This window comes from Enterococcus avium ATCC 14025 (assembly GCF_000406965.1).
Taxonomy (GTDB): domain Bacteria; phylum Bacillota; class Bacilli; order Lactobacillales; family Enterococcaceae; genus Enterococcus_A; species Enterococcus_A avium.
This window is the reverse complement of the sequence record NZ_KE136362.1, coordinates 248925-272627: the sequence shown is the minus strand read 5'-3', so window position 1 is coordinate 272627 and position 23703 is coordinate 248925. Positions and strand designations below refer to the sequence as shown.

Sequence of the window (23703 nt, the reverse complement as noted above, 5' to 3'; positions counted from 1 at the left end):
ATTTATTTTTTTTAGATTGTCATTTCAGGATATAAGAAACGCAGCACATCCAACGTTAAACGCCGACTCTTCCCAGCATAGGGATAGATATGCATGTGCATCATCGGATTGAAATTTGCTTCGATAATTCCATAATCCTCGTGTGTCTCATATGGCTTGTCCTTATCAGGGATGATCAAATCAATGCCGCTGATGCTGGCGCCTAGTACTTCTACTGCATCTACCGCCAGCTGCTTATAGCTTTCATGAATATCATCCGTAACATCAATGGAGTCTCCGCCGGTGGATACATTTGAATTTTCTCTCAAGAAGACCTGTTGACCTTTTTCAGGAATACTGTCGATTCGCAATCCTTGTTCTTTCAACATTAACTGCTCCAAATCACCTAATTGGATTTTCTCTAATGGTGACCGATGATTCGTCCCTCGTAAAGGGTTGTCATTCTTTTCAGCAACTAATTCTTCGATTGAACGTTCACCATCACCAATTACATTCGCTGGTATTCGCAGTAAAACGGCCTTTACTTGATGATCAATCACAAAAAATCGGTATTCCGTTCCTGGCAGAAATTCTTCAATAATGATTTCATCGTCTTCTGCAAAAGCCAGTGCTAAACCTGCATTGAAATCGGTTATTGACGTTTCACCCTTAAAGATCGTAATGCCTAAGCCATAATTCGTTGATTTTGGTTTAATGACAAACGCTTTTTGAGCAAATCGCGGATAGGCCTTCTTCGCGTCATCCATCGAACCAAACGTTTCACCATCTGGCACACGAAAACCCGCTCGAGATAGTACGATTTTAGTGACTGTTTTATTTGCCATCAATAATGGCGCAATATATGTGTCTTTGCTAGTCATATTGCCATTTTTGACAAATTCCTGATGTTCGTCGTGCTGTAGTTTCACAAATTGATCTTGTCGATCCAGCACTTCTGTTTCGATCCCCTTTTGAATCGCATCAAATAATAAATTCTGTGTTGACAGTTCCATTTCTTGAAAGCCCGCCAATTGATACGGATACGCCCAAGCCTGTTCATAAAACTTACGCCCCAATTCAGTTGCTACAGCAGCTTGACCGTTTGCTTCATCCAGGGCTAATATTCTTGCAGCTAGCGTTTCTTCCGGATAATCCAGCCATGCTTGATATTTCTTCAGCAGTTCGGCACCCTCTATTTCTAATTCATCCACCATTTGCAGCATTTCAGCAAAAATCGCTTGTCCTTCTGTTAAATAAGCCGTTGTTTTTGCAGGATTCTCTAAAGAAACCACATCACTAATACGATTACCTTCAGCTACCCATTCATCTGCTGGTAATTTTTCGTCTGTCCATAGTAAATAGAGCATGAACAAATGGATGAATTCAATCTCAGCTGCATCAATTCCGACGCGGTCAAAGGGATTCAAATCAATATTACGTAATTCCACATAACGAATTCCTGTATGAAATAGATCTGCAACTTTTTTGCCTCCACGCATCCTGATTGGCGCATAAAATTCTTTTTCTTCAGACAAACGACCTAAGGCAACATTCTCAGCGAGATCTTCACTATATCGCGACAAAGTTTCATAAGAGACCTGCACATCTGGCTTATTCACATACCCATAATGACTGGTACGAATACTGCGAACAGGCTCCTTTGGACGATCTTCATCATCAAAATAGCGTGCTTCGCTAAGTGGACTTGCTCCAAATAAATAGGTCAGCAGCCAACGATAACGTAAAAAATTGCGAGCGATTTTCATATATAAACGAGTCTTGAAGACCTCCATTGAAACCTCTTCCTCGCATGCTAAATGCAATTGCCGAATCAAATCTAAGCCATATTCAAAATTAAAATGAATCCCACTTACCATTTGCTTCCGCTTGCCGTATTCACGAGCTAGATACCGACGATACAAAACATCCGCATGTCGCTCTAATTTCGCTATCTGAATATCTCCTTCATTCTCCGGAAGTGCTGGCGGCATAGAAAATGGCCACATCATCTCATCCTTTGGCATACTCCGTTGCGCCACATCATGAATCGCTTCTAAATAAGCCAATACTTCGTCAACAGACTCAGTAACTGGCGTAATCAACTCCAATTGTGTTTCAGAAAAATCTGTTTGAATATAAGGATGAAAGCTCCGATTTCCTACAGATGTCGGATGATCGGTCTGTACAAGATCTCCGTCTAAAGTCACTCTTTGGCTTTCCTTTTCAATTCCATAACGCGCTTGCAGTAAAAAAGGCTTCACCTTTTCTTGTGTCATCATTTTTTTTGTATTCATTTGTCCATAGCCCTCCCATGCTACATTATATAGAAGAATATCCAGAAACAGAACGAAAATGCTTAAAAAAAGATAGTATTAAATATGATAATATGATTAAATCTTAATAACAAAAAGATTAATCAAAAAAATCACTACACGTCTTTTATTAAAAAGAATGGAGGCCTAGCTTATGCAGGAAAAAAATCAATCGATGACAAACGATCCCTCTCATCTAAGTCAAAAGAGTGGGACTAAAGAATTTGTAATGCTGCGCCCACATCGTCAGCACCAATTTCATTGCGATGATATCCAGAAGATAATGGACGCGAATGCCCGACAAAACAAGGTCAGTCTACACGTTCCACCTTACTTTCAAGAAAAGCACTAGCCCATTTTGCTAAACAGCCAATCATTATTTGTAACTAACATCTATACTTTAAAAATTGCAAAAAGAGCTGTTGAGGTGGACTCAACAGCTCTTTTTTACTCTTCTTTCAATAATCCTTTAAACAGACCGACTGCGAAATCATTTGGGTTAAAAGCTTCCAGATCATTTAAGCCTTCTCCTAGACCAACTAATTTAACAGGCAAATGCAACTCATTGCGAATTGCCAAAACAATACCACCCTTAGCTGTTCCATCCAATTTCGTTAAGACCAAACCAGTAACGTCTGTTGTTTCTTTAAATTGTCGTGCTTGAACTAGCGCATTTTGTCCTGTCGTCGCATCTACGACCAATAACACTTCATGAGGAGCTGTTGGAAATTCTCGTTGAATGACGCGTTTGATTTTCTCCAGCTCGTTCATTAAATTGACTTTATTCTGTAATCTTCCTGCAGTATCAATCAGCAGAACATCATAATTTTCCTTCTTAGCTTTGTCAACAGCATCAAATACTACAGCTGCTGGATCACCGCCGGCATTGCCGCGAACAACTTCAACACCTGAACGCTGCCCCCAAACAACTAATTGATCAATCGCACCTGCACGAAACGTATCTGCTGCAGCCAGTAAGACTTTCTTGCCTTCGTTTTTGTATTGGTTCGCTAATTTTCCAATACTGGTAGTTTTACCAGTCCCATTCACACCCACGAACAAAATCACACTCAATCCATCGTTTTGCAGATTAATTGCATTATTCTCGTTGATGCCTTCCGCTTCATAAATGTCGACCAATTTCTCAATGATGACATTTTGAACTTGAGCCGGTTTCTTAGCATTTTTCAGCTTGACCTCTTGCCGTAATGAATCTGTTAGTTTGATAGCAGTATCGAAACCAACATCGGCACCGATCAAGGTTTCTTCCAAATCTTCGAAGAAATCCTCATCCACTCGACGGAAACGAGCAAACAACTCATTCATTCGTTCACCAAATGATTTTCGAGTCTTCTCTAGACCTTTGTCGTATTTCTCTTGAACGGTTTCTTCCGGTTGCTCAGGTTCAGCAGGAACTATGTTTTCAGATTCCAGCTCTGAAACTTCTATCGATTCCGATTCTGTTTTCAGTTCTATAGGTGTGGATTCAATTTCTGTCTGTTCAACCTGAACTTCTTCACTACCAATTGCTGAATCGACAGGCTCTTCTTTTACTTCTAAATCATCACTTTTTGATTCTTGTGTTGGTATTTCTTGCGGAAGCTCCATTGATTTTTCGATTTGCTCAAACGATTCTTCCGGTTTCCCTTCTTGCTCCTCATCCGTATCAGCAGTGGATTCTTCACTGCTTGGTGTTTCAACTACTTCCCCGGTTTCTACCTCATCGCGATCCTCGGAGACTGATTGATCTTCAACGACTTCTTCTTGCTTTTCAGGTTCTTCATTCTGTTCACCACTAAAGGCTTTTTTTATGCGGTCAAATAATCCCATGTAAAATCCCCCCTTATTTCCATTCATCGAATACGAATTTTTGAATGGCATGTGCCACCCCATCCGCTTGATTCGTTCTAGTGACAAAATTGGCCGCCGTTTTAACGCCGTCAGTAGCATTTTCCATCGCTACACCCATACCAGCATAATTAATCATGGATAAGTCATTGGCTTCATCACCTAAGGCCATCATTTCATTCGCTGCGATCCCGAGATGTTCTCCTAAAACAGAGAGACCAAAGGCTTTAGTCACGCCCTTTGGCATAAACTCTAGTAAGTTTGGCCGTGTTTTAAATATCTCAAAGCGCTCATATTCTTCTGCTGGGATCAACGCCATCTGCTGATCTAAATAATCCACATCCACAGCTGAGACAACTTTATTGTATAGCGCATCCTCTTTTAATGCTTCTATCGTTTTCGAAACGTAAGTTAAAGCCTTGTTCATCGTTGGATAGATTGAAGGATGAGCCGCTGATGTCTCAAGCTGAAAACATAAAGCATCTGATAAAACATCCATCGGTAAATCAATTTTTTCTAACAGCTGATGGATATGTTTTACATCTGCCAAATCCATCGCTGTCTTGCCTAAAATCTCACCGGTATTGGTCTGGATTAACCCGCCGTTGAAAGTGATCGAATAATCATCTGCATCAAGCAAATTTAGCTCTGCTAAGTAATCCTTGATAGCGATTAAAGGACGGCCTGTACAGATCACAATCTTCACACCCCGTGCTTTCGCTTTTGCCAATATTTCTTTATTTGTATCAGAGATTGTTTTAGCATCCGTCAATAGCGTACCATCTAAGTCAATCGCGATTAATTTTATCATTTCCGAAGTTCCCCTTCCTTCACTTGAAATTTCCCATCTTCCTTCACTTCTTCAAGGCGCACTGAAATAATTTTCGAGACGCCGGATTCTTGCATTGTGACACCATAAAGCACATCTGCTGCTTCCATCGTTCCTTTACGATGAGTAACCACGATAAATTGTGTATCGTTTTGAAAGGCACTCAGATAGCGACCAAAACGGGCAACATTTGCTTCATCCAACGCCGCTTCGACTTCGTCTAACACACAGAACGGTACGGGACGGACTTGGATGATCGAGAATAGTAACGCAATCGCCGTCAGGGCCCGTTCACCACCAGAAAGCAGGGATAAACTTTGCAGTTTTTTACCTGGAGGTTGAGCTTCGATTTCGATCCCGGTATTCAATAAATCATCAGGATCTGTCAATACTAATTCCGCTCGACCGCCGCCAAACATATTTGGAAAAACCACATTGAATTTTTCACGAATCGCTTGGAAGGTCGTGAAGAAACGCGTTTTAACTTCATCATCCATTTCATCCATCGTTTCGAACAGCTGCTCCTTCGCCGATAATAAGTCATCTCGCTGCGTCGTTAGGAAATCATAGCGTTCTTCCACTTGCTGGTATTGTTCGATGGCGTTTAGGTTGACTGGTCCAAGCTTTTCAATGGCTTGCTTCAAGCGACTAACTTCCGTTTGCGCAACCTGCTGATCAATTTCAGGGTCCGCTTGTGCTTCCGCACCTTCAAAAGTCAAACTATATTCTTCTTGCAAATACGCCAAAGCATTGTCCAATTTCAACTCGTAACGGTTTTTTTGGACATCGGCTTGTGATTGACGTGCTAATAACTGTTTCTGCTCGCGATTGGCTTCAGTCAACTCACTATCTGCTTGATCCACTTGCTGCTGCAGACCTTGCCGCATTTCTTTCCAAACAGCCAGCTGCTCCTGCAAATGTTCTCGTGCTGTAGCTAATTCTGTCAAACGTTGGGTTAGACTTTCTTCTGATTCTTCATGATCCGATGAATCACTTGAAAGTGCTAGTAATTGATTTTCTAAGTTTACAATCTGATTGGTCAACTCGTTAATCTGTTCTTCAAAACCTAGTGCTTGCCGCTCTAAATACAACAGCCGTTCATCTAATACTGCATAGTCCGCCTGTAAGCGACTCAATTCCGCATTAATACCGGCACGCTTTTCTTCTAGCTGGTCGCTCTCTTCATTAAGCTGTTGGATTTCTTGATTGATCTTATCTTGCTGGGTTTTCAATTCGACTTGCTTAAATTCCAACGTTTCTTTTTGTACTTGATAATCATTCAAGAAGCTTTCCAGCTCTTTCGCTTCATAAGAAAACAAGCTCTGTTCCTTTTGCAAACGTGTTAATTCCGTTACAACACGTTCTTCACTACTTTGCGCTTCTTGATATGCCAACCGCGTTTGTTCACCTTGTGTCCGTAATGTTTCTAGACTTTCCGTCTGATCCGCAACCTTTGCTTGCAAATCACGGACAAATGCTTCTTTTGCCTGTAACGCCTGATTGATTTCTTCATAACGTTTGGTCCATTCAGCTAATTCGTGTCCTTGATTAAACAAATTCCCACGATTTCCTTGCTTCGTAGCGCCACCGGTCATTGATCCGCCAGCATTCATCACATCTCCATCTAAGGAAACTACACGAACTTGATAACGCAGTTGACGAGCAAGTAGATTAGCACTATCAAGATCTCGAGCAATAACGATCGCTCCTAATAAATTTTGCATGACTGGAGCAACATTTTCTGAAAAAGAAACTAGTTCACTGGCAATACCTAAAAAGCCGTCTACGTCTTTGATTGCTTGATAGTGATGAGCCCCTAAACTACGTGGCTTAATCGTTGTTAACGGTAGAAAGGTGCCACGACCGCTACGTTGTTTTTTTAAAAACGTGATCCCTTGCCGTGCATCCTTCTCATTTTCTACGATAATGTGCTGTGCCGATGCTCCTAAGGCCGTTTCGATCGCCAAGGTATACTTTTCTGGAACCTCGATCAGCTCTGCTACTGCACCGACGATCCCGCTTAATTGTTCTTTGTGCTGTAAAACACTGCGGACACCTTGATAAAAGCCGCTATAATTTTCCTGAATCTCTTGCAGACTTTTTTGTCGCGCACGCGCTTGTTGAACCTGACTCATCATGTCATACATTAACTGCTGTTCTTTTTGCAATTGCTGCTGTGCCACGTTTTTCTCTTCCGCTAAGCGTCGGTAGTGTTCTTGTTCTTCCGTCAACTGAGCTTCAAGCGTTTTAGTTTTCGTCTGCGCTGCGCTCTGCTGCTCCGTCAATTCTTCTAGTTGATCTCGCAACGCTTCAAAGCGTGTCACACTCTGTTGGTTCTTAGCAGTCTCTTGTGTGTATTGACGTTCTAAATACTTTAATTCATTGCTGACATTTGCAGTCTCTTGCATCAATTCAACATAAGTACCACGCAAATCCTCCAAGAGTTCCTTCGGCGATTTCTTGTATTTCTCCGCTTCATTTGTCAGCTGCTGGATTTTTTTTTCTAAGGCGATCTTTTCAGTTTGTTTATCCGCCTGTTGCGTTTGAACTTCCTGCAAGTTCGCCTGTGCATCGGCTTTTTTCTTACGCTGCTCGTTCAATGTTTCGCGGTATTCTGCGCTGGTCTTTTGCGTATTCTTTGAGCGTTCACTTAATAATGCTTTTTGCCCCTCAGTCTGCTTCAACGCCTCGGATAAATGCAGCAATTGCTGCTGCCCAGTTTCCAGCAGCTCATCCAATGAACCGCGTTTTTCTCTCAACATGCCTAACTGCTGTTCAGTTTGCTGGATAAAATGGCTTTTTTCTTCAACTGTTTTGGAGAGTTCTTCAAAATCTGTCTTCGCTGACTCCCAAGAATCACGTGTTTGTTTAATCTTCGCAACTGTTAAACTGACATCCGTCGCAGTTAATTCTTTTTTGAGCGCCAAAAACTCCTTGGCTGCTTCGCTTTGAGCAGCTAAAGGAGTCAGCTGATCTTCTAATTCATAAATGATATCCTGAACACGGCTCAAATTATCTTCCGTTTCAAAAAGCTTCTGCTCCGCTTTGCGTTTTCGCTGCTTGTATTTCAAGACGCCAGCCGCTTCTTCAAAGATTCCTCGGCGATCTTCCGGCTTACTGGCAAATATCGCCTCGACTTTTCCCTGCGAAATAATCGAGAAGGATTCTTTCCCTAAACCAGAATCCATGAATAAATCTTGAATATCTTTCAAACGACAGGCTTTTTTATTTATGAAAAAATCACTTTCACCTGTTCGGCGATAACGTCTTGTCACACTAACTTCACTAAAGCCTAGCGGTAAATAATTATCGGTATTATCCAATACTACTGTTACTTCGGCAATATTCAACTGCTTTCGTGATTCTGAACCAGCGAAAATAATATCCGGCATCTTGCCGCCACGTAGACTTTTTGCCGATTGTTCTCCGAGTACCCAGCGAATTGCTTCAGTGATATTACTTTTTCCGCTGCCGTTTGGCCCAATGACCGCTGTCACGCCTTCTTCAAATTCGATCTTGGTACGATCAGCAAAAGACTTGAAGCCAGCGATCTCAATTCGTTTTAAATACAAAATGTTCCTCCTAAAATTTTCCCAGGAAATATAAACTAATTTGCAGCAATCTTAATCAATGCTTTTTCCGCTGCATCTTGCTCTGCTAGTTTTTTCGATTTACCTTGTCCTGAACCAATCAAACGATCATCCGCATATACATCAATTGTAAAAATCCGTTCGTGAGCCGGACCTTCTTCATTGACTAAACGATAATCGATCGTCACATCTCCGCTTTTTTGCAACACTTCCTGCAGGCGTGTCTTGTGATCCATTTCCCGCGTGAAAACACCTGCTTCGATTTTTGGAAAAACGACCGTTTGAATAAAACGTAGCGCCACATCGTAGCCTTGATCCAAATACAAGGCCCCTAAGAAAGCCTCGAATAGATCACACAATAACGCTGCACGATCACGCCCGCCAGAATTTTCTTCGCCCTTACCTAACATAATATAGTGATCAAAATGACATTCTTTTGCAAATTTTGATAAGCTTTCTTCTCGCACAATCGCCGAACGCAAACGCGTCAAACGTCCTTCCGGTAAGTTTGGATAATGGTGATACAAATAGTCCGATACTTGAATTTCTAAGACAGCGTCCCCTAAAAATTCTAACCGTTCATTATCTGAAATATTCATATTACGGTGTTCATTCACATATGATGAGTGGGTAAACGCCTGTTCCAATAAGTTCACATCGTGAAAGACGATGTCGTAGTTTTCTTTCAATTCATTGATCAACTGTGTATCCATGGGCTCATTCCTTTTTTTGAGATTTCCATCACGCTCTATTATACTGTTTTTTCTGTGAATTTTAAATCAGAAGTCGTTATAGTAAGAAATTTTCAAAGATTCAACGAACTTTTCTCTTCTTACATCTAAAAAATGCTAAAGTAAAGAAAACGACCGGAGAAATTTCGATGGAAAATCTTTCTGATGCATTATTGATTATTGATTTACAAAAGGGTGTTTGCTTTGACGGAGAAACGATCAACCATTTTTCTGAGTTAATTACTACTGTCAATCTGCGTATCCAGCGCTACCGAGAACAAAATAAATTGATTCTCTTTGTTCAGCATTGTGACGAAATTTTGGTTCCACATTCAGAAACCTGGGAAATCGTAGAGGAACTTGATCGCAAACCGAACGATCTTATGATTCAGAAGACTCACGCAAATTCCTTTTACCATACTGATTTACAAAAAAATTTACAGCAGAAAAACATCACCAGCTTGGAAATCTGTGGCGCTCAAACCCAGTACTGCATTGACGCTACTGTAAAATTTGCCCATGGCTTAGGCTATCAATTAACCATGCTGAAAAATGGGTCAACCACCTATGACAATGATTTTCTCTCTGCTGAAGAGACCATCGCTTTTTACGAAAATATTTGGAATAAACGTTTTTTGCAGCTTGTTCAATAAAAGGATTTTAATAGACGTTATCTACTTGTTAGGAGGGCTTTGAATGATAAAAAATATTGTGTTTGATTTAGGAAATGTTTTAGTTGATTTTGATCCACCACGTTTTGTCATGGAAAAAACTGCAGATAAGGATCAACAAAAGATGCTTATGTCCGAAATTTTTGGTTCTGTGGACTGGCTGCGTTTCGATAAGGGAACGATGAATCGGGAGGAACTTTTAACCTCCGCAAAATCACGGCTTCCAAAAGAATTGCATGCTATCGCCGAAGACTTGCTGGACACTTGGTATATCGGGCTGAATGCTATACCACAAATGGAGGAACTTCCTAAACGGTTGAAAGAAAAAGGTTTGTCTCTCTATATCCTTTCAAATGCCCCGCAGGATTATTATCTTTATGAAGATAAAGTCCCTAGTCACAGTATTTTTGATGGCATCTTTATTTCCTCAGATTGGAAATTATCTAAGCCAGAGCATGAAATCTTCCGGACCTTTTACAGCCATTTCCGCTTAAATCCTGCCGAGTGCTATTTCATCGATGATTCAGCAGCGAATATCTTAGCCGCTGAAGAAACCGGGATGAACGGTTTTCACTTTAAAAGAAATTTTTCAGCACTAGAAAAAGCTTTGACTGCCCTTGGGGTTTTGTAACTGTTAAAAAAGGTGCACCAGCAAATTGCTGGTGCACCTTTTTTTGTTAAGCTTGGTTGTTTTCCATAATGTAATCAACTGCAGCTCCAACTGTTTCAATTTTTTCAGCGTCTTCGTCAGAAATTTCTGTTCCGAATTCATCTTCTAATTCCAAAACAAATTCCATGATACTGATTGAGTCTGCATTTAAATCGTCTTTGATACTCAATTCAACCGTCACTTTATCTTTATCGATTTCAAAGTGATTTGAAATTATTTCAGCAACTTTGCTAAATACTTCTTCACGAGTCAACAACATTCACCTCCGCCTGATCAACTATTATTCGTCTATGTTTTACCAGAAGGTCACAGTTCATTTTACTGATGTTTGATTGCTTTGTCTACCTTTTTCACGAAATTGGCGTGGTTCTTATTCATCCTTAGGTGCTTCAAAAAACTGGACCAATTGCCCAACAACATTCGTGTCTAGCATCGTGTAAATTTGATCGATGGTATTTGCCACTGCTTCAGGTCCGGTAGATCCATGGGTTTTAATCACAGGAGCCTTCAGTCCAAATAAAACGGCACCTCCATGAGAGGAATAGTCCAATTTGTCTTTTAGACCGTATAATGTATCCTTCAGCATAAGAGCACCCATTTTCCCTTTAACCCCAGCATCACTGATACTTCCTTTAATCAAGCTCATCAAACCCATAGCTGTTCCTTCAATCGTTTTTAAAACAGCATTTCCAGTAAATCCGTCTGTTACAACGACATCGGCAGCACCGTTTAACAGTTCACGTGCTTCTACATTTCCAATAAAGTTGATACTCTCTTCTGCTTGTAAAAATTTGTAGGCTTCTTTCGTTAACTCGCTGCCTTTGGTTTCTTCTGTACCATTGTTCAATAAGCCCACACGAGGATTTTCAATTCCACGAACATGCTTCGCATAAAATGATCCCAAAATTGCATATTGATGGATATGCTCTGCTTTATTTTCTGCATTCGCACCCAAATCAAGCATATCAAAACCGCTGTCCCCATTTAAAACTGGCAATGTAGACATCAGGCCTGGACGTTCGATTCCTTTGATTCGTCCCACTACAAACAAACCAGCAGCTAATAGCGCCCCCGTATTTCCTGCTGAGAAAATCGCATCGGCTTTGCCTTCTTTAACCGCTTGAGCGGCTAAAACCATTGAGGCATTTTTCTTACGACGGATAGCCTTCACTGGTTCGTCATCGCTATTGATCTTTTCATCCGTATGAATGATCGTAATATTCTTTTCATTTGTTATATATTGACGAATCGCGTCTTCTTTTCCATATAGTTGAAATTCAATTTCCGGATGATTCTTTTGGGCTAACATTACACCTTCCACGATCGCTTTTGGTGCGAAATCGCCACCCATTGCGTCTACAGCAATTTTCATGAGAAAAATCTCTCCTTTTTCGTTTTAATGTATTTATTTTTCTTTCTGAAAAATAAGTCTGATTCTCAAGCCGTATACTATTCCTCTAATATGCTACAGCATCAAGAGGAACTAGCATCCTTTTTCGTTTTAATGTATTTATTTTTTCTAGAAAATAAGTCTGAGTTTTAAGTCGTATATCCGCCAGCTTCTCTGATAGAAACAGGGCATAAGACTGACTGCTTTTTAATTTTTCTACAGTATAGCACACTCAATCGAAATATGTTTCTCCAGTTTCAGTAGGCTTCAACGCTCCTGCTAATGGTGCGAAAGCTGGTTGCTGACGCCAATTTTCTACCTGCCAAATTTGATTGGCTTCATCTCGTGCCACTTCTAAAACATTTGCATCATTTACCAGATCAGCGATCAAGAATTGCGGCAATCCAGATTGACGGAAGCCAAAGACTTCACCAGGTCCGCGTAATTCTAGATCTTTTTCACTCAATACAAACCCATTGTTAGTCTCAGTCATGATTTTCATGCGCTCTTTCCCCATGTCATTTTTGGGGCTTGCTACCAATATACAATAAGACGCATCCGAACCACGTCCGACCCGTCCCCGCAATTGATGCAGCTGGGCCAAGCCAAAACGATCCGCATCCATAATAAACATCACCGTTGCGTTTGGTACATTGACTCCGACCTCAATAACAGTCGTTGAAACTAAAATCTGACTTTGATTCTCTTTGAATTCTTCCATGATTGTTTCTTTTTCTGCATTCTTCATTTTCCCATGTAGCAAACTGACCTGATAAGTAGGTGCATAGTATTCCTTTAAATGCTCATAAATCTCCGTCGCATTTTTCACATCCAACGCTTCTGATTCTTCAATCAAAGGACAGATTACATACAGCTGATGCCCCGCCTGTAACTCCTGCTTCGCCCAATCCAAGGTATGCTCCAGTTGTTTAGGTTTGATCCAGCTAGTTTTAACAGGGATTCGGCCTGCCGGCATTTGATCGATGATTGATACGTCCATTTCACCATAAGCAGTAATTGCCAAAGTTCGCGGAATCGGTGTTGCTGTCATGAATAGAACATCTGGATGCAGTCCTTTTTCTCGCAAAACTCTTCGTTGATTCACTCCAAATCGATGCTGTTCATCAGTAATGACCAATCCGAGACTAGCAAACTGTACATCATCTTGGATCAGCGCATGAGTCCCGATCACCACATCAATTTCCCCATTTTCTAAACCAGCTAAAATCGCGCGTCGTTCTTTGGTTTTGGTAGAACCAGTTAGTAATGCAGTTGTTAATTCGAATGGATCAAATAGTTGATTCAAACTTTCTAAATGCTGCTGAGCCAAAATTTCTGTTGGCACCATCAACGCTCCTTGAAAGCCAGCCGTCATGGTAGCATATAAGGCGATTGCCGCCACAACCGTCTTACCACTCCCAACATCCCCTTGAAGCAAACGTTGCATATGCTTCTTGCTGCGTAAGTCGTAGCAAATCTCATTGGTCACACGTTTTTGGGCGTCAGTCAATTCGAAAGGCAGCTTTTGCGTAAACTGCTTCAAGCGTTCGACATCATAACGGATCGCGATTCCATTCTTCTCGCTACGTTCACTTTTCTTCAACCCTTGCATCCGCATTTGAAAGAGGAAAAACTCTTCAAAAACCACTCGTCGTTTTGCTTGCTGATTTTCCTTTGGATCTTTAGGAAAATGCATTGCCCGCATCGCTTGCTTTCGTGGCATCAAGCGATACTTTTCCAATAAATAATCTGGCAAGTTTTCTGTTACCTGATCACCAAATTTTTCAAATCCTACTTTGATTAAATCAACTAAGGTACTTTGACGGATAGCCTTAGTCACGTGATAGATTGGCGCGTATTCTTCCGTCTGCTTACCACCTAAAATCTTCATTCCAGTCAGCGATTTTCGCTTAGCATCCCATTTTCCATAAACCGCCAACTCTTCACCAACTTCGACTTTGTCTTTCAAATAGGGTTGATTGAAAAAGGAGACCATAAAGACCGCGTGATCTTGCATCATTCGAAACTGCAACCGGCTTTTTTTGTAGCCAAAACGACTAACCACTGGCGCCGAGACGATTACACCTTTTAATGTAACCTTTTCCTGGTCATTGATTTCTAATAAATTTTTTTCCTGAATATCTTCATAACGAAAAGGATAGTAGCTCAATAAGTCCTCGATCGTTACGATTCCTAAATCAGCTAACGTTTGTGCACGCTTCGGTCCTACACCAGGCAGCACCGACACAGATTCTTGAATCGGCATAAACAGCCTCCTTTCAATTAAAATACGTTTTTCAAATGCTAAATTCTGTCTATCGGCAATTATTTCGGAGATAAGGGGGTCATTTTCCTAAAAAAACAGGAGCGAGCCAGATATTCTTGGCCCACTCCTTCCGACTTTTTCATATTATTCTGCTGAAAGCAAGTATGGATAGACCGGTTGTTTTCCTTCGTGGATCTCAACTTCTAGGTCTGGGTAGCTTGCTTCGATCGCTTCGCTTAATTTTTCAGCCTCAGCCTGTGTTCCTTCTTCACCAACAATGATCGTAATGATTTCGATATCTTCACTAATCATTTTGTTTAAAGTATCTAACGTCGCTTGGTATTTATCCGCTTCAGAAAGAATGATTTTACCATCGACCATACCTAAATAGTCGCCTTCGTGGATTTCTACACCATCAATCGCTGTATCGCGAATCGCATTCGTGATTTGACCACTAACTACAGAGTCAAGCATTTCAGTCATTGCTGTTTTGTTTTCTTCTAGGCTTTGTTCTCCATTGAAGGCCAACATCGCAGTCATCCCTTGAGAGACTGTTTTACTTGGAACAACTGCCACAGGAACGTCAGCAACTTCTGCTGCTTGATCAGCTGCCATAAAGATATTTTTATTATTCGGCAAAATGATTACTTGATCAGCGTTAACCTCTTTGATCGCCTTTAAGATATCTTCGGTACTTGGGTTCATCGTTTGACCGCCGCTGATTACGTAGGCTGCTCCTAGGCTCTTGAATAACTCTTGAACACCTTCACCAGCAGCAATAGCGATCACTGCATAGGGTTTACGTTCTGTTGGAGCGGCTTCGAATTCAGCTACTTCTTCGTCATGTTCCAAAATTGTTTCATGTTGCAAGCGCATATTATCAACTTTGACCTTAATCAAAGCGCCAAATTTTTGGCCATAATTCATGACTTCCCCTGGATGTTCTGTATGCACATGCACTTTGACAATCTCATCATCATTAACGACTAATAACGAATCACCAATACCATCTAAATAGTTGCGGAAAGTATCGTAATCAAAATTGCTATCAACAGTTGGACCTTCACCTAAACGAACCATAATTTCAGTACAATAACCAAACTTGATATCTTCTGTTGCTAATTGACCTTGCACACTGCGATGATGTTCGGCATTGACCATTTCGTCCATTTCAGCCGGACTTGGTTCATACGTATCATCTGCTTGGAACTCACCATTAAGGGCGTTCAAAAAGCCTTCATAAATAAACAATAAGCCTTGACCACCACTATCGACTACGCCAACTTCTTTCAAAACTGGCAACATGTCCGGTGTTTTATCTAATGCTTTCTTCCCATATTTGACAACAGCTGACATCACTTCGACCACGTCATCTGTTTGTCTAGCTTTGCGTTCCCCAGCCTTCGCTGATTCACGTGCGACAGTCAAAATTGTTCCCTCTACAGGTTTCATGACTGCTTTATAAGCTGTTTCTACCCCATGAACTAAGGCTTTCGCTAAATCCTCTGCATTTAATGTATCCACATCTAAAATTGCTTTAGAAAAACCGCGGAATAATTGTGACAAGATAACGCCTGAGTTCCCCCGGGCACCCATCAACAAACCTTTCGCCAAAACGTTGGCTAATTCACCAACTTTATCTGAAGCAGAGTTGACTACAGCAGTCGCACCGCTGGTCATCGATAGATTCATATTCGTCCCAGTATCGCCATCGGGAACGGGAAAAACGTTTAACGAATTGACATATTCTGCATTAACTTGCAGACGTTTAGCGCCAGCCTCAACCATTTCTTGGAATTGACTCGCGCTGATTTCTGTTACCTTCACTTACTTAGTCCTCCTTAAGAACGCTGCCTTTAGTCTGGCAGAACACGTACACCTTGAACATAGACATTCACTGAGTTAGCTGTTACCCCAAGCATCGTTTCCAAATTGTATTTCACTTTTTCTTGGACATTGCGCGATACTTCTGAGATCTTCGTGCCGTAGCTGACAATCGTGTAGACGTCGACTGCGATACCATTCTCTTCTTGACGTACAACGACGCCGCGTGAATAATTTTCTTTTCTTAAAATTTCTGTGATATTGTCTTTGATTTGATTTTTGCTAGCCATACCGACGATACCAAACACGTCAGTAACTGCACCGCCGACAACCGTCGCGATGACGTCGTTTGAAATTTCGATCATACCAGTCTGTGTATTAATTTTCACAGCCATAGTTGTTAGCCTCCTTAAATAGGCCTAATTGCCCATTTTTTCTACTATAATAGTTTATCATAGCCCTATGACAAATAAAAGAAAGTTCCATTGTGATTTGCTAATAGGGCGCTCCCTGCGTTGACGCAGATTTCTGCTAACTTTCTTGCATCAAAACTTTTGTTAAAAATTTTTACGCTAACAGAGTATAATTTACCTGCAAATCCTTAGAATGTCAATCTTTCTAAAAAAATCCACTTGCCAATCTTGTCAATTTGTGCTATTTTATTTTAGTATGAGCCAAAGAAGCGCTCCAATATCAAGGCTAAAGGAGGAAACTACACATGGCAAAAGTTTGCTATTTTACTGGTCGTAAAACAAGAAGTGCAAATAACCGTTCTCACGCTATGAACGCTACGAAACGTACTGTAAAACCTAATTTACAAAAAGTTCGCGTTTTAGTGGACGGAAAACCTAAAAAAGTTTGGGTCTCAACTCGTGCTTTGAAATCTGGAAAAGTTGAGCGCGTTTAATATTATCCAATCAAACAATATCAAACCGTTCAGTTACGAACGGTTTTTTTGTTTCTTCTATTTTTCACAGAAAGCAAAGTTCTGTCTTCGCTTACTTTATAGTTTCAGACTGTTTTTTAAATCATCAGAAAGATGTGAACTAGCTTTCAATTTCAGCATGGTTTTAAGTATTCGTAGAACCCTAAGTGTTTTAACATTACTATTTTGTAGATAATTTATTAATTCAAAGAGCCGATCGATTCGGCTCTTTTTTGCTTGCTTATTTATAATAGAGCAAGCTCATTTTTAAATTCTTAGCTTTGGCTTCACACCTCTTTCACATTATTTTCGGCACTTATATGGTAAAATTTGAATAGTCTGTTGAAAGAAGTTTGGTGATTTTTATATGAAGAACTACCTTAAAGAAAACCGTTGGTATTTACTGGCCAGCTTTTTCCTGCCATTTTTAATTATGGTGATTGTTTACTTGACGATCGGTATTTATCCCGGATCAAGTCGTAGTATTTTAGCCAGTGATGCCTTTTCACAGTTTTCGAATTTTCATGCAAGTTTTCGCAATATGCTTTTAGGTAAGCAAGGCTTTTTATATACCTGGAATGCTTCTATGGGGTTAAATTATTTATCACTGGTTTCCTATTATCTCGGTGGTTTTTTTACTCCGTTAGTAATTTTCTTTCCTAATCAGCTGATGCCCGATGCGTTGTATTTTCTTACGCTGTTAAAAATCGGGGCAGCAGGATTAGCTTTTTGGTTTTATGCGAAAAGTAGCTTCAAGCTGCCTAATTGGTCACGCGTGGCTTTAAGCACTACTTATGCATTGATGTCTTTTGCTATTGCCCATTCAGAAATTATTATGTGGCTGGATGCGTTTGTCTATCTGCCTCTGATCATCTTGGGAATCAATCGCGTGATGGATCAGAAAAAAACGATCGTTCTATTTGTTTCCTATTTAATGCTGTTTTTGACCAGTTTTTATATGGGCTTTATGATCGGTGTCTTCTCGGTCCTCTATTTCATCGCCCGTTTGATTACCAATTGGAAAAGCTACAAAAAAAGTATTATTCCCTACGGCTTCACTTCGCTATTAGCTGGCTTTGCATCTATGATTATGATTTTACCGTCAATTCTAGACCTTCGTGCTAACGGTGAGGAATTGACACAGATCACGACCTTTAAAACAGAAGCGACAAGCTGGTGGGATTTTATTGCTAAAAATTTCGTTGGATCGTATGATACGACGAAATATGGTTCGATTCCTTTTATTTATATTGGACTTTTGCCATTAGCTTTCTGTCTATTTTTCTTTATCTGCAAAAAAATACCGTGGAAAAATAAACTTGCTTATGGAGCAGTAGCCGCAATCTTGATCGCAAGCTTTTATATCCAGCCAATGAATTTATTCTGGCACGGGATGCATGCGCCAAATATGTTCCTATTCCGTTATGCCTACCTGCTCTCATTTTTAGTGATTACATTAGCTGCATGGGGATGGGAGAAATTAGATCGAGAAAATATTTTGCAATTAGTCGCTGCCTGTCTGATGCTGATCGCTCTCTTTGCGATTTTCTGGGGTATGAAGGGAAAAGACTACGATTATCTCAAAAATAGTTCCTTATATATCACACTTGGTTTCTTGGCTGTCTATGCGCTGATTTTTACCGCACATCATTACAACAAGATTCCATTAAAAGCGCTAAGTATACTATTACTGCTATTGATGTCTTCAGAGGCATTTATTAATAGTAGCTTTATGACACAAGGCATTTTAAAGGATTGGAATTATGCGTCGCGCAGCCTTTATACGGAGCCATATCCTTCGATCAAGGCTTTAGTCGACGAAACGAAAAATGAGAATGATAGCTTTTATCGGCTGGAAAATCTGGATCCTGTTTCCTCTAATGATGCCTTTAATTATGGTTATAGCGGTATCAGCATGTTCTCTTCGATCCGTAACCGACATTCTTCTGGTTATATGGATCAGTTGGGCTTCCGCTCGCGAGGAACTAGTCTCAATATTCGTTATCAAAACAATACGTTATTAGCGGATGCCTTTACTGGAATTAAATACAATATTGCCAAAACGAAAAACTTGAATAAATATGGTTTTACTAAGAAAAATAGCGTCGGCGAGTATAATCTTTTCGAGAATAATTATGCCTTGCCATTAGCCTTCACTGCACCGCAGAGCATCGATAAACTACAGGCTTCACCAAATGATAATCTAGGTACACAAACACAATTATTTAACGCTTTATCGCAAGAACAGTTCCAATACTTCCAGTTTTTACCGATTACGCAAATAGACACAAAAAATGCTAACGTCACTAACGCGGGGAATATTACAACAATTACCGAAAAACAAGGAAACGTGGCAAAAGACGTTACTTGGAAGGTTCAAGTTCCCGCAAATACACAAGCTTATCTGAGTCTCTATCCTTACGATTTCGCTGAATTAGAAAGCTCAACAGCGACCGTCACCGCTAACGGCCAAACGCGGCAAGCGCAAATTGGGATCAGCGGACAATATTATGATTTAGGCTATTACCAACAAGCAACGATGGTTACCTTTACTGCCAGCTTCTATGGAACAAAATCCATTAGCTTCCAGAATCCACAAGTTTTAGCTTTGGATACAGTCGCTTATCGACTAGCAGTAGATAAGATTAAAGATAACGGTGTAGACATGAAAGTCGGCAAACACAGTGCTGAAGGAACTGTAAACAGCAATAAAGCCCAAACATTGATCACGACTATTCCATATGATGAAGGCTGGTCTGCCAAAATCGATGGTAAAAAAGTCGAGACAAAAGCCTTCCAAAACGCTTTTGTCAGTATCCATGTACCAAAGGGCAAACACAAAGTAACTTTCAGTTATATGCCAAAAGGCTTTATTGCCGGTGCTGTTTCCTTCATAGTAGCGATCGGGATGTTCGTTCTTTATCTGCGAATGTTGAAATCGAAAAAAGATCAACGTCAATAAGCAAAACAGGAGGCTCAACATGAGCCTCCTGTTTTTTATACAAATTATTTTGATTTGATATAGTTGACTCCCCCTGCTTTTGGCCCGGTAGCTTTACCTAAGAAGAGCACTAATACAAGGATTGTTAATACATAAGGAGCCGATTGTAAATAAACATCTGGAATCTGCGAAATAACCGGTAGATTGGCTCCAGCAATACTCAAATTTTGTGCAAAGCCAAAGAACATCGCTGCACCCATAGCCCCTAGCGGATTCCATTTTCCAAAGATCATCGCTGCCAGTGAAATAAATCCTTGTCCTGCGATCGTCGTTATCGCGAAACGGCCTGCGATTGATTGAGCAAATACAGCACCACCCACGCCGCCAAGAAAACCTGAAATCATTACTCCTGCATAACGCATCGCATAAACGTTGATTCCTAGCGTATCGGCTGCCTGCGGATTCTCTCCGACTGAACGTAAACGCAGTCCGAATTTTGTCTTATAAATAATGAACCAAGCAGCTAAAGCGACAACAATCGCAAAATAAGCAGGCAAGCTGGTCTTACTGAAGAATAAATCACCAATAATCGGAATCTTACTTAATCCAGGAAAATCGAAATAACCAAACTGCTCTTGGATCGTATCGGTTTGCCCTTTTCCATACATTACCTTGATAAGAAAAATCGTCAATGGAGGAGCTAATAGATTCATCACGGTTCCGCTAATTACATGATCCGCTCGAAAATTTATCGTCGCCACAGCATGCAACAATGAAAATAATAATCCGATGATTCCTCCAACTAATACCCCTAACCAAGGAGTAAATGCTCCAAAGTGGTTCGCAAAACTTAAATTAAAAATAACTGAACTAAACGCTCCGGTCACCATGATTCCTTCTAGCCCGACATTGACAATACCGCTGCGTTCTGAGAACACACCACCTAGCGCCGTCAAAATCAATGGGGCAGAATAAACGAGTGTTTGGGAAATCAGCGAGCCTAACAATTGAATGTTCATTCCAAATCAACTCCTTCTTGCTTTAGCGTCTGCATTTTTACCTCTTCGCTCTTTTCTTCTGCTTTTTTTGCCATGCGAACTTTTGTCAAAGCAACGCGAACCACATAATTAATTCCCACAAAGAAAATGATCAGCGGAATGACACTATTTGCCAGTTCACTAGGAACACCAGCAAACTGCATTCCCTGTCCACCAAGCTTCAAAATACTGAATAACAAGGTCGACAAAAGAATCCCGACTGAACCGCCATTTCCTAATAACGAGACTGCCATACCATCAAATCCAATACTGATAGAAGAACCCTGAACAAAATAATTCCCAAAAGTGCCTAACCCTTGAACCACACCCCCTAAACCTGCTAGCAGTCCAGAAATAATCATCGAGATCACGATCGTACGCTTGCTGCTCATTCCTGCATATTCAGAAGCGAATGGATTGATCCCGACAGATCGGATCTCAAATCCTAAAGTCGTTCGTTTCATCAAAAACCAAACCAAGCCTAAAAAAATCAGAGCCAAAACAAATCCCAGATTGACCCGCGACCCGCCAAAAAGATTGGTCAACCACGGTTCTCGCAACAAGCCGTTGGTTCCTACGATTTTCGTCACGCCCTTATTGGAGATGATATCCGGTGACATGACATTGTTCACCAGATGATTGGCCGTATACAACAATACATAATTCATCATGATGGTGACGATTACTTCGCTCGTTCCGAAATAGGCCCGTAGCAGTCCTGGGATCGCCGCCGCTACAGCTCCCGCCAACGCTCCTGCAATAATTGCTAATGGTACAACGACTAATTTGGGCGCTGTCGGCATGCTCAGCGCGACCCAAATACTTGCTACCCAGCCGCACAAAGCTTGTCCAGATAGCCCAACGTTAAAAAACCCCGCGGAATTCGCTACCGAAAAGCCTAAAGCTGTAAAAATCAAAGGTCCCGCACCAACTAATATTTCACCGACTGAGATACTGCTTTGAAACGCCGAGCGGAACATCGCTTGATACCCCATGATCGGGTTATATCCTGTTACTAACATCAATAGTCCGCCAAGCAAAAAGCCTAGAATCACTGAAATAATCGGAACCAAAGCATTTCTGATCTGTGCTGAACGATCATTCATTTGTTTCACCAACCTTTACTAACTCTTTTCGCGCATCATCCAAGCTATAGCCAGCCATCAATAAGCCCAATTCATTTTCCGATGTTTCCTTTGAATCAACGATTCCGACGATCTCACCTGCATGGATAACGGCAATACGATCAGAAACATTTAGAATTTCATCTAACTCAAAGCTCACCAGCAGAACACCCTTATTTTTATCTCGCTGCTCTACTAAACGCTTATGAATATATTCGATTGCCCCGACATCCAGACCGCGTGTTGGCTGTGCGACAATCAATAGTTCTGGATCACGATCAACTTCCCGGGCGATGATCGCTTTTTGCTGATTCCCGCCAGATAGAGAAGCTGCTGGTGCCTGTTCGCTTGTCGTCCGTACATCGTATTCTTCGATCAAACGCTTAGCGTATTGTTGAATTTCAGTAAAATTTAAAATACCCTTTTTACTAAACGGCTCTTGATAATAAGTTTGCAACGTAATATTTTCGGACAAAGGCAAGGGTAGAACCAAACCGTATTTGTGCCGATCCTCCGGCACGTGTCCAACACCTATCTCGGTGATTTCTCTTGGCTTATTATTCGTGGCATCTTTACCATTAATGGTGATAGTGCCGCTTTCGATCTTACGCAATCCAGTCAATGCTTGGATCAATTCTGATTGTCCGTTGCCATCAATACCGGCGATCCCTAACACTTCTCCGCGATGAACCTCTAAGCTTAAATTTTTGACCGCTTCAAGTCCGCGGCTTTCCTTCACGACTAAATCTTTGATCGACAGAACAACTTCGCCAACATTGGCTGCCTGTTTGTCTGTTTTAAAAGAAACGGAACGGCCAACCATCATATCTGCCAACTCCTGCGAACTAACATCCTCCACATCAACGGTTCCGATGTAGCGTCCCCTTCGAATAACTGAACAACGATCCGCTACCTTTTTGATCTCATCAAGTTTATGAGTGATCAAAATGATCGATTTTCCTTCTTTGACTAATGTCGCCATGATCTCGATCAGCTCGTCAATTTCCTGCGGTGTTAAGACGGCTGTTGGTTCATCAAAGATCAAAACATTTGCACCGCGATATAACGTTTTCAAAATCTCTACCCGCTGCTGCATCCCGACCGATATATCTCGGATATACGCATCTGGATCGACCTGTAATCCATAATCATTGGACAAACGAGTGATTTCTTCCTTGGCTTTTTGCGTATCCAGCATACCGTTAGTGCTCATTTCACTACCTAAAATAATATTCTCCGTAACCGTAAACGCATCGACCAGCATAAAATGCTGATGGACCATCCCGATTCCTAGCTGATTTGCTCTAGTAGGACTCGTAATTTTGACTGCTTGGCCATCCATGTATATCTCACCGGAAGTCGGCTGCAATAACCCTGACAACACGTTCATCAGTGTTGATTTACCTGCTCCATTTTCTCCTAATAAAGCATGGATCTCGCCTTTCCGAATTTTCAGATTGATCTCGTCATTCGCTTTGAAATCACCAAATTGCTTGGTGATCTTCCGCATCTCAATGACATATTGCTCTTCTGTCATTTTTCATTCACACCTCTCCTGTTCAAAGA

The 23703-nt window shown here is 41.0% G+C and carries 18 protein-coding genes; 5 read left to right on the top strand and 13 right to left on the bottom strand.

From position 1 onward, the window contains the following. Positions 1 to 11 precede the first annotated feature (11 nt). Complete coding sequence (gene gshAB, locus OMU_RS08455; RefSeq protein ID WP_016179509.1) at positions 12 to 2273, bottom strand: bifunctional glutamate--cysteine ligase GshA/glutathione synthetase GshB; 2262 nt, start codon at positions 2271 to 2273, stop codon at positions 12 to 14. A 172-nt stretch (positions 2274 to 2445) separates the two neighbouring features. Here gshAB and OMU_RS23565 point away from each other — a divergent pair, with 172 nt between their 5' ends. After that, entirely contained in the window at positions 2446 to 2643 is a 198-nt protein-coding gene (locus OMU_RS23565) for a hypothetical protein (protein WP_016179508.1), read from the top strand. Between the two features lie 95 nt (positions 2644 to 2738). Here OMU_RS23565 and ftsY read toward each other — a convergent pair whose 3' ends face one another. From ftsY to rnc, 4 genes are read right to left on the bottom strand one after another with little or no spacing between them, the layout of a single operon-like run. Then, positions 2739 to 4121, bottom strand: a complete 1383-nt coding sequence (ftsY, locus tag OMU_RS08445; RefSeq protein WP_016179507.1) for a signal recognition particle-docking protein FtsY — start codon at positions 4119 to 4121, stop codon at positions 2739 to 2741. Positions 4122 to 4134: 13 nt separating this feature from the next. Then, positions 4135 to 4950, bottom strand: coding sequence for a Cof-type HAD-IIB family hydrolase (locus OMU_RS08440; protein WP_016179506.1), 816 nt, complete (start codon positions 4948 to 4950; stop codon positions 4135 to 4137). Continuing rightward, entirely contained in the window at positions 4947 to 8540 is a 3594-nt protein-coding gene (gene smc, locus OMU_RS08435) for a chromosome segregation protein SMC (RefSeq protein ID WP_016179505.1), read from the bottom strand. Before smc ends, OMU_RS08440 begins: the two co-directional genes overlap by 4 nt. Before the next feature lie 35 nt (positions 8541 to 8575). After that, on the bottom strand, positions 8576 to 9271 hold the full coding sequence (gene rnc, locus OMU_RS08430) for a ribonuclease III (RefSeq protein WP_016179504.1): 696 nt from the start codon (positions 9269 to 9271) through the stop codon (positions 8576 to 8578). A 167-nt stretch (positions 9272 to 9438) separates the two neighbouring features. Between rnc and OMU_RS08425 the strand changes: the two genes are divergently transcribed. Next, on the top strand, positions 9439 to 9942 hold the full coding sequence (locus tag OMU_RS08425; RefSeq protein WP_016179503.1) for a cysteine hydrolase family protein: 504 nt from the start codon (positions 9439 to 9441) through the stop codon (positions 9940 to 9942). A 43-nt stretch (positions 9943 to 9985) separates the two neighbouring features. Then, positions 9986 to 10591, top strand: a complete 606-nt coding sequence (locus OMU_RS08420; RefSeq protein ID WP_016179502.1) for an HAD family hydrolase — start codon at positions 9986 to 9988, stop codon at positions 10589 to 10591. Positions 10592 to 10637: 46 nt separating this feature from the next. Here the strand turns inward: OMU_RS08420 and acpP are convergent, their stop codons facing one another. From acpP to OMU_RS08395, 5 genes are all read right to left on the bottom strand, one after another. Further along, a complete protein-coding gene (gene acpP, locus OMU_RS08415) occupies positions 10638 to 10883 on the bottom strand; it encodes an acyl carrier protein (RefSeq protein WP_034875629.1) in 246 nt (81 codons plus the stop codon). Positions 10884 to 11000: 117 nt separating this feature from the next. Further along, positions 11001 to 12002 (bottom strand): phosphate acyltransferase PlsX, encoded by a 1002-nt coding sequence (plsX, locus tag OMU_RS08410; RefSeq protein WP_016179500.1) that lies wholly within the window; start codon positions 12000 to 12002, stop codon positions 11001 to 11003. A gap of 250 nt (positions 12003 to 12252) precedes the next feature. Beyond that, positions 12253 to 14286 (bottom strand): ATP-dependent DNA helicase RecG, encoded by a 2034-nt coding sequence (gene recG / locus OMU_RS08405; protein ID WP_016179499.1) that lies wholly within the window; start codon positions 14284 to 14286, stop codon positions 12253 to 12255. Positions 14287 to 14430: 144 nt separating this feature from the next. Next, the gene (locus tag OMU_RS08400) at positions 14431 to 16113 is read right to left on the bottom strand and encodes a DAK2 domain-containing protein (protein WP_016179498.1); all 1683 of its coding nucleotides are present in this window, start codon (positions 16111 to 16113) and stop codon (positions 14431 to 14433) included. Between the two features lie 29 nt (positions 16114 to 16142). Next, positions 16143 to 16505 carry an Asp23/Gls24 family envelope stress response protein gene (locus OMU_RS08395; RefSeq protein WP_010742791.1) on the bottom strand — a complete coding sequence of 121 codons (363 nt, stop codon included), beginning with the start codon at positions 16503 to 16505 and terminating at the stop codon, positions 16143 to 16145. A gap of 323 nt (positions 16506 to 16828) precedes the next feature. Here OMU_RS08395 and rpmB point away from each other — a divergent pair, with 323 nt between their 5' ends. Both rpmB and OMU_RS08385 read left to right on the top strand, forming a co-directional pair. Next, on the top strand, positions 16829 to 17017 hold the full coding sequence (gene rpmB / locus OMU_RS08390) for a 50S ribosomal protein L28 (protein ID WP_010747188.1): 189 nt from the start codon (positions 16829 to 16831) through the stop codon (positions 17015 to 17017). 385 nt (positions 17018 to 17402) lie between these two features. Next, positions 17403 to 19997: a YfhO family protein gene (locus OMU_RS08385; RefSeq protein ID WP_016179497.1), complete on the top strand. Its 2595-nt coding sequence runs from the start codon at positions 17403 to 17405 to the stop codon at positions 19995 to 19997. Positions 19998 to 20041: 44 nt separating this feature from the next. Here OMU_RS08385 and OMU_RS08380 read toward each other — a convergent pair whose 3' ends face one another. The 3 genes from OMU_RS08380 to OMU_RS08370 are packed head-to-tail and all read right to left on the bottom strand — an operon-like array spanning position 20042 to position 23674. Then, positions 20042 to 20995, bottom strand: coding sequence for an ABC transporter permease (locus OMU_RS08380; protein ID WP_016179496.1), 954 nt, complete (start codon positions 20993 to 20995; stop codon positions 20042 to 20044). Then, a complete protein-coding gene (locus OMU_RS08375) occupies positions 20992 to 22119 on the bottom strand; it encodes an ABC transporter permease (RefSeq protein ID WP_016179495.1) in 1128 nt (375 codons plus the stop codon). Before OMU_RS08375 ends, OMU_RS08380 begins: the two co-directional genes overlap by 4 nt. Continuing rightward, entirely contained in the window at positions 22112 to 23674 is a 1563-nt protein-coding gene (locus tag OMU_RS08370; RefSeq protein WP_016179494.1) for an ABC transporter ATP-binding protein, read from the bottom strand. Before OMU_RS08370 ends, OMU_RS08375 begins: the two co-directional genes overlap by 8 nt. Positions 23675 to 23703 lie beyond the last annotated feature (29 nt).

Excerpts from the sequence above, each read along its gene's own strand:
- OMU_RS23565 (WP_016179508.1), top strand. The coding sequence starts at position 2,446 with ATGCAGGAAAAAAATCAATCGATGACAAACGATCCCTCTCATCTAAGT.
- OMU_RS08420 (WP_016179502.1), top strand. The coding sequence starts at position 9,986 with ATGATAAAAAATATTGTGTTTGATTTAGGAAATGTTTTAGTTGATTTT.
- gshAB (WP_016179509.1), bottom strand. The coding sequence starts at position 2,273 with ATGAATACAAAAAAAATGATGACACAAGAAAAGGTGAAGCCTTTTTTA.
- recG (WP_016179499.1), bottom strand. The coding sequence starts at position 14,286 with ATGCCGATTCAAGAATCTGTGTCGGTGCTGCCTGGTGTAGGACCGAAG.
- rnc (WP_016179504.1), bottom strand. The coding sequence starts at position 9,271 with ATGGATACACAGTTGATCAATGAATTGAAAGAAAACTACGACATCGTC.
- OMU_RS08440 (WP_016179506.1), bottom strand. The coding sequence starts at position 4,950 with ATGATAAAATTAATCGCGATTGACTTAGATGGTACGCTATTGACGGAT.
- rpmB (WP_010747188.1), top strand. The coding sequence starts at position 16,829 with ATGGCAAAAGTTTGCTATTTTACTGGTCGTAAAACAAGAAGTGCAAAT.
- OMU_RS08380 (WP_016179496.1), bottom strand. The coding sequence starts at position 20,995 with ATGAACATTCAATTGTTAGGCTCGCTGATTTCCCAAACACTCGTTTAT.
- plsX (WP_016179500.1), bottom strand. The coding sequence starts at position 12,002 with ATGAAAATTGCTGTAGACGCAATGGGTGGCGATTTCGCACCAAAAGCG.
- OMU_RS08395 (WP_010742791.1), bottom strand. The coding sequence starts at position 16,505 with ATGGCTGTGAAAATTAATACACAGACTGGTATGATCGAAATTTCAAAC.
- OMU_RS08375 (WP_016179495.1), bottom strand. The coding sequence starts at position 22,119 with ATGAATGATCGTTCAGCACAGATCAGAAATGCTTTGGTTCCGATTATT.
- OMU_RS08385 (WP_016179497.1), top strand. The coding sequence starts at position 17,403 with ATGAAGAACTACCTTAAAGAAAACCGTTGGTATTTACTGGCCAGCTTT.
- OMU_RS08370 (WP_016179494.1), bottom strand. The coding sequence starts at position 23,674 with ATGACAGAAGAGCAATATGTCATTGAGATGCGGAAGATCACCAAGCAA.
- OMU_RS08425 (WP_016179503.1), top strand. The coding sequence starts at position 9,439 with ATGGAAAATCTTTCTGATGCATTATTGATTATTGATTTACAAAAGGGT.
- ftsY (WP_016179507.1), bottom strand. The coding sequence starts at position 4,121 with ATGGGATTATTTGACCGCATAAAAAAAGCCTTTAGTGGTGAACAGAAT.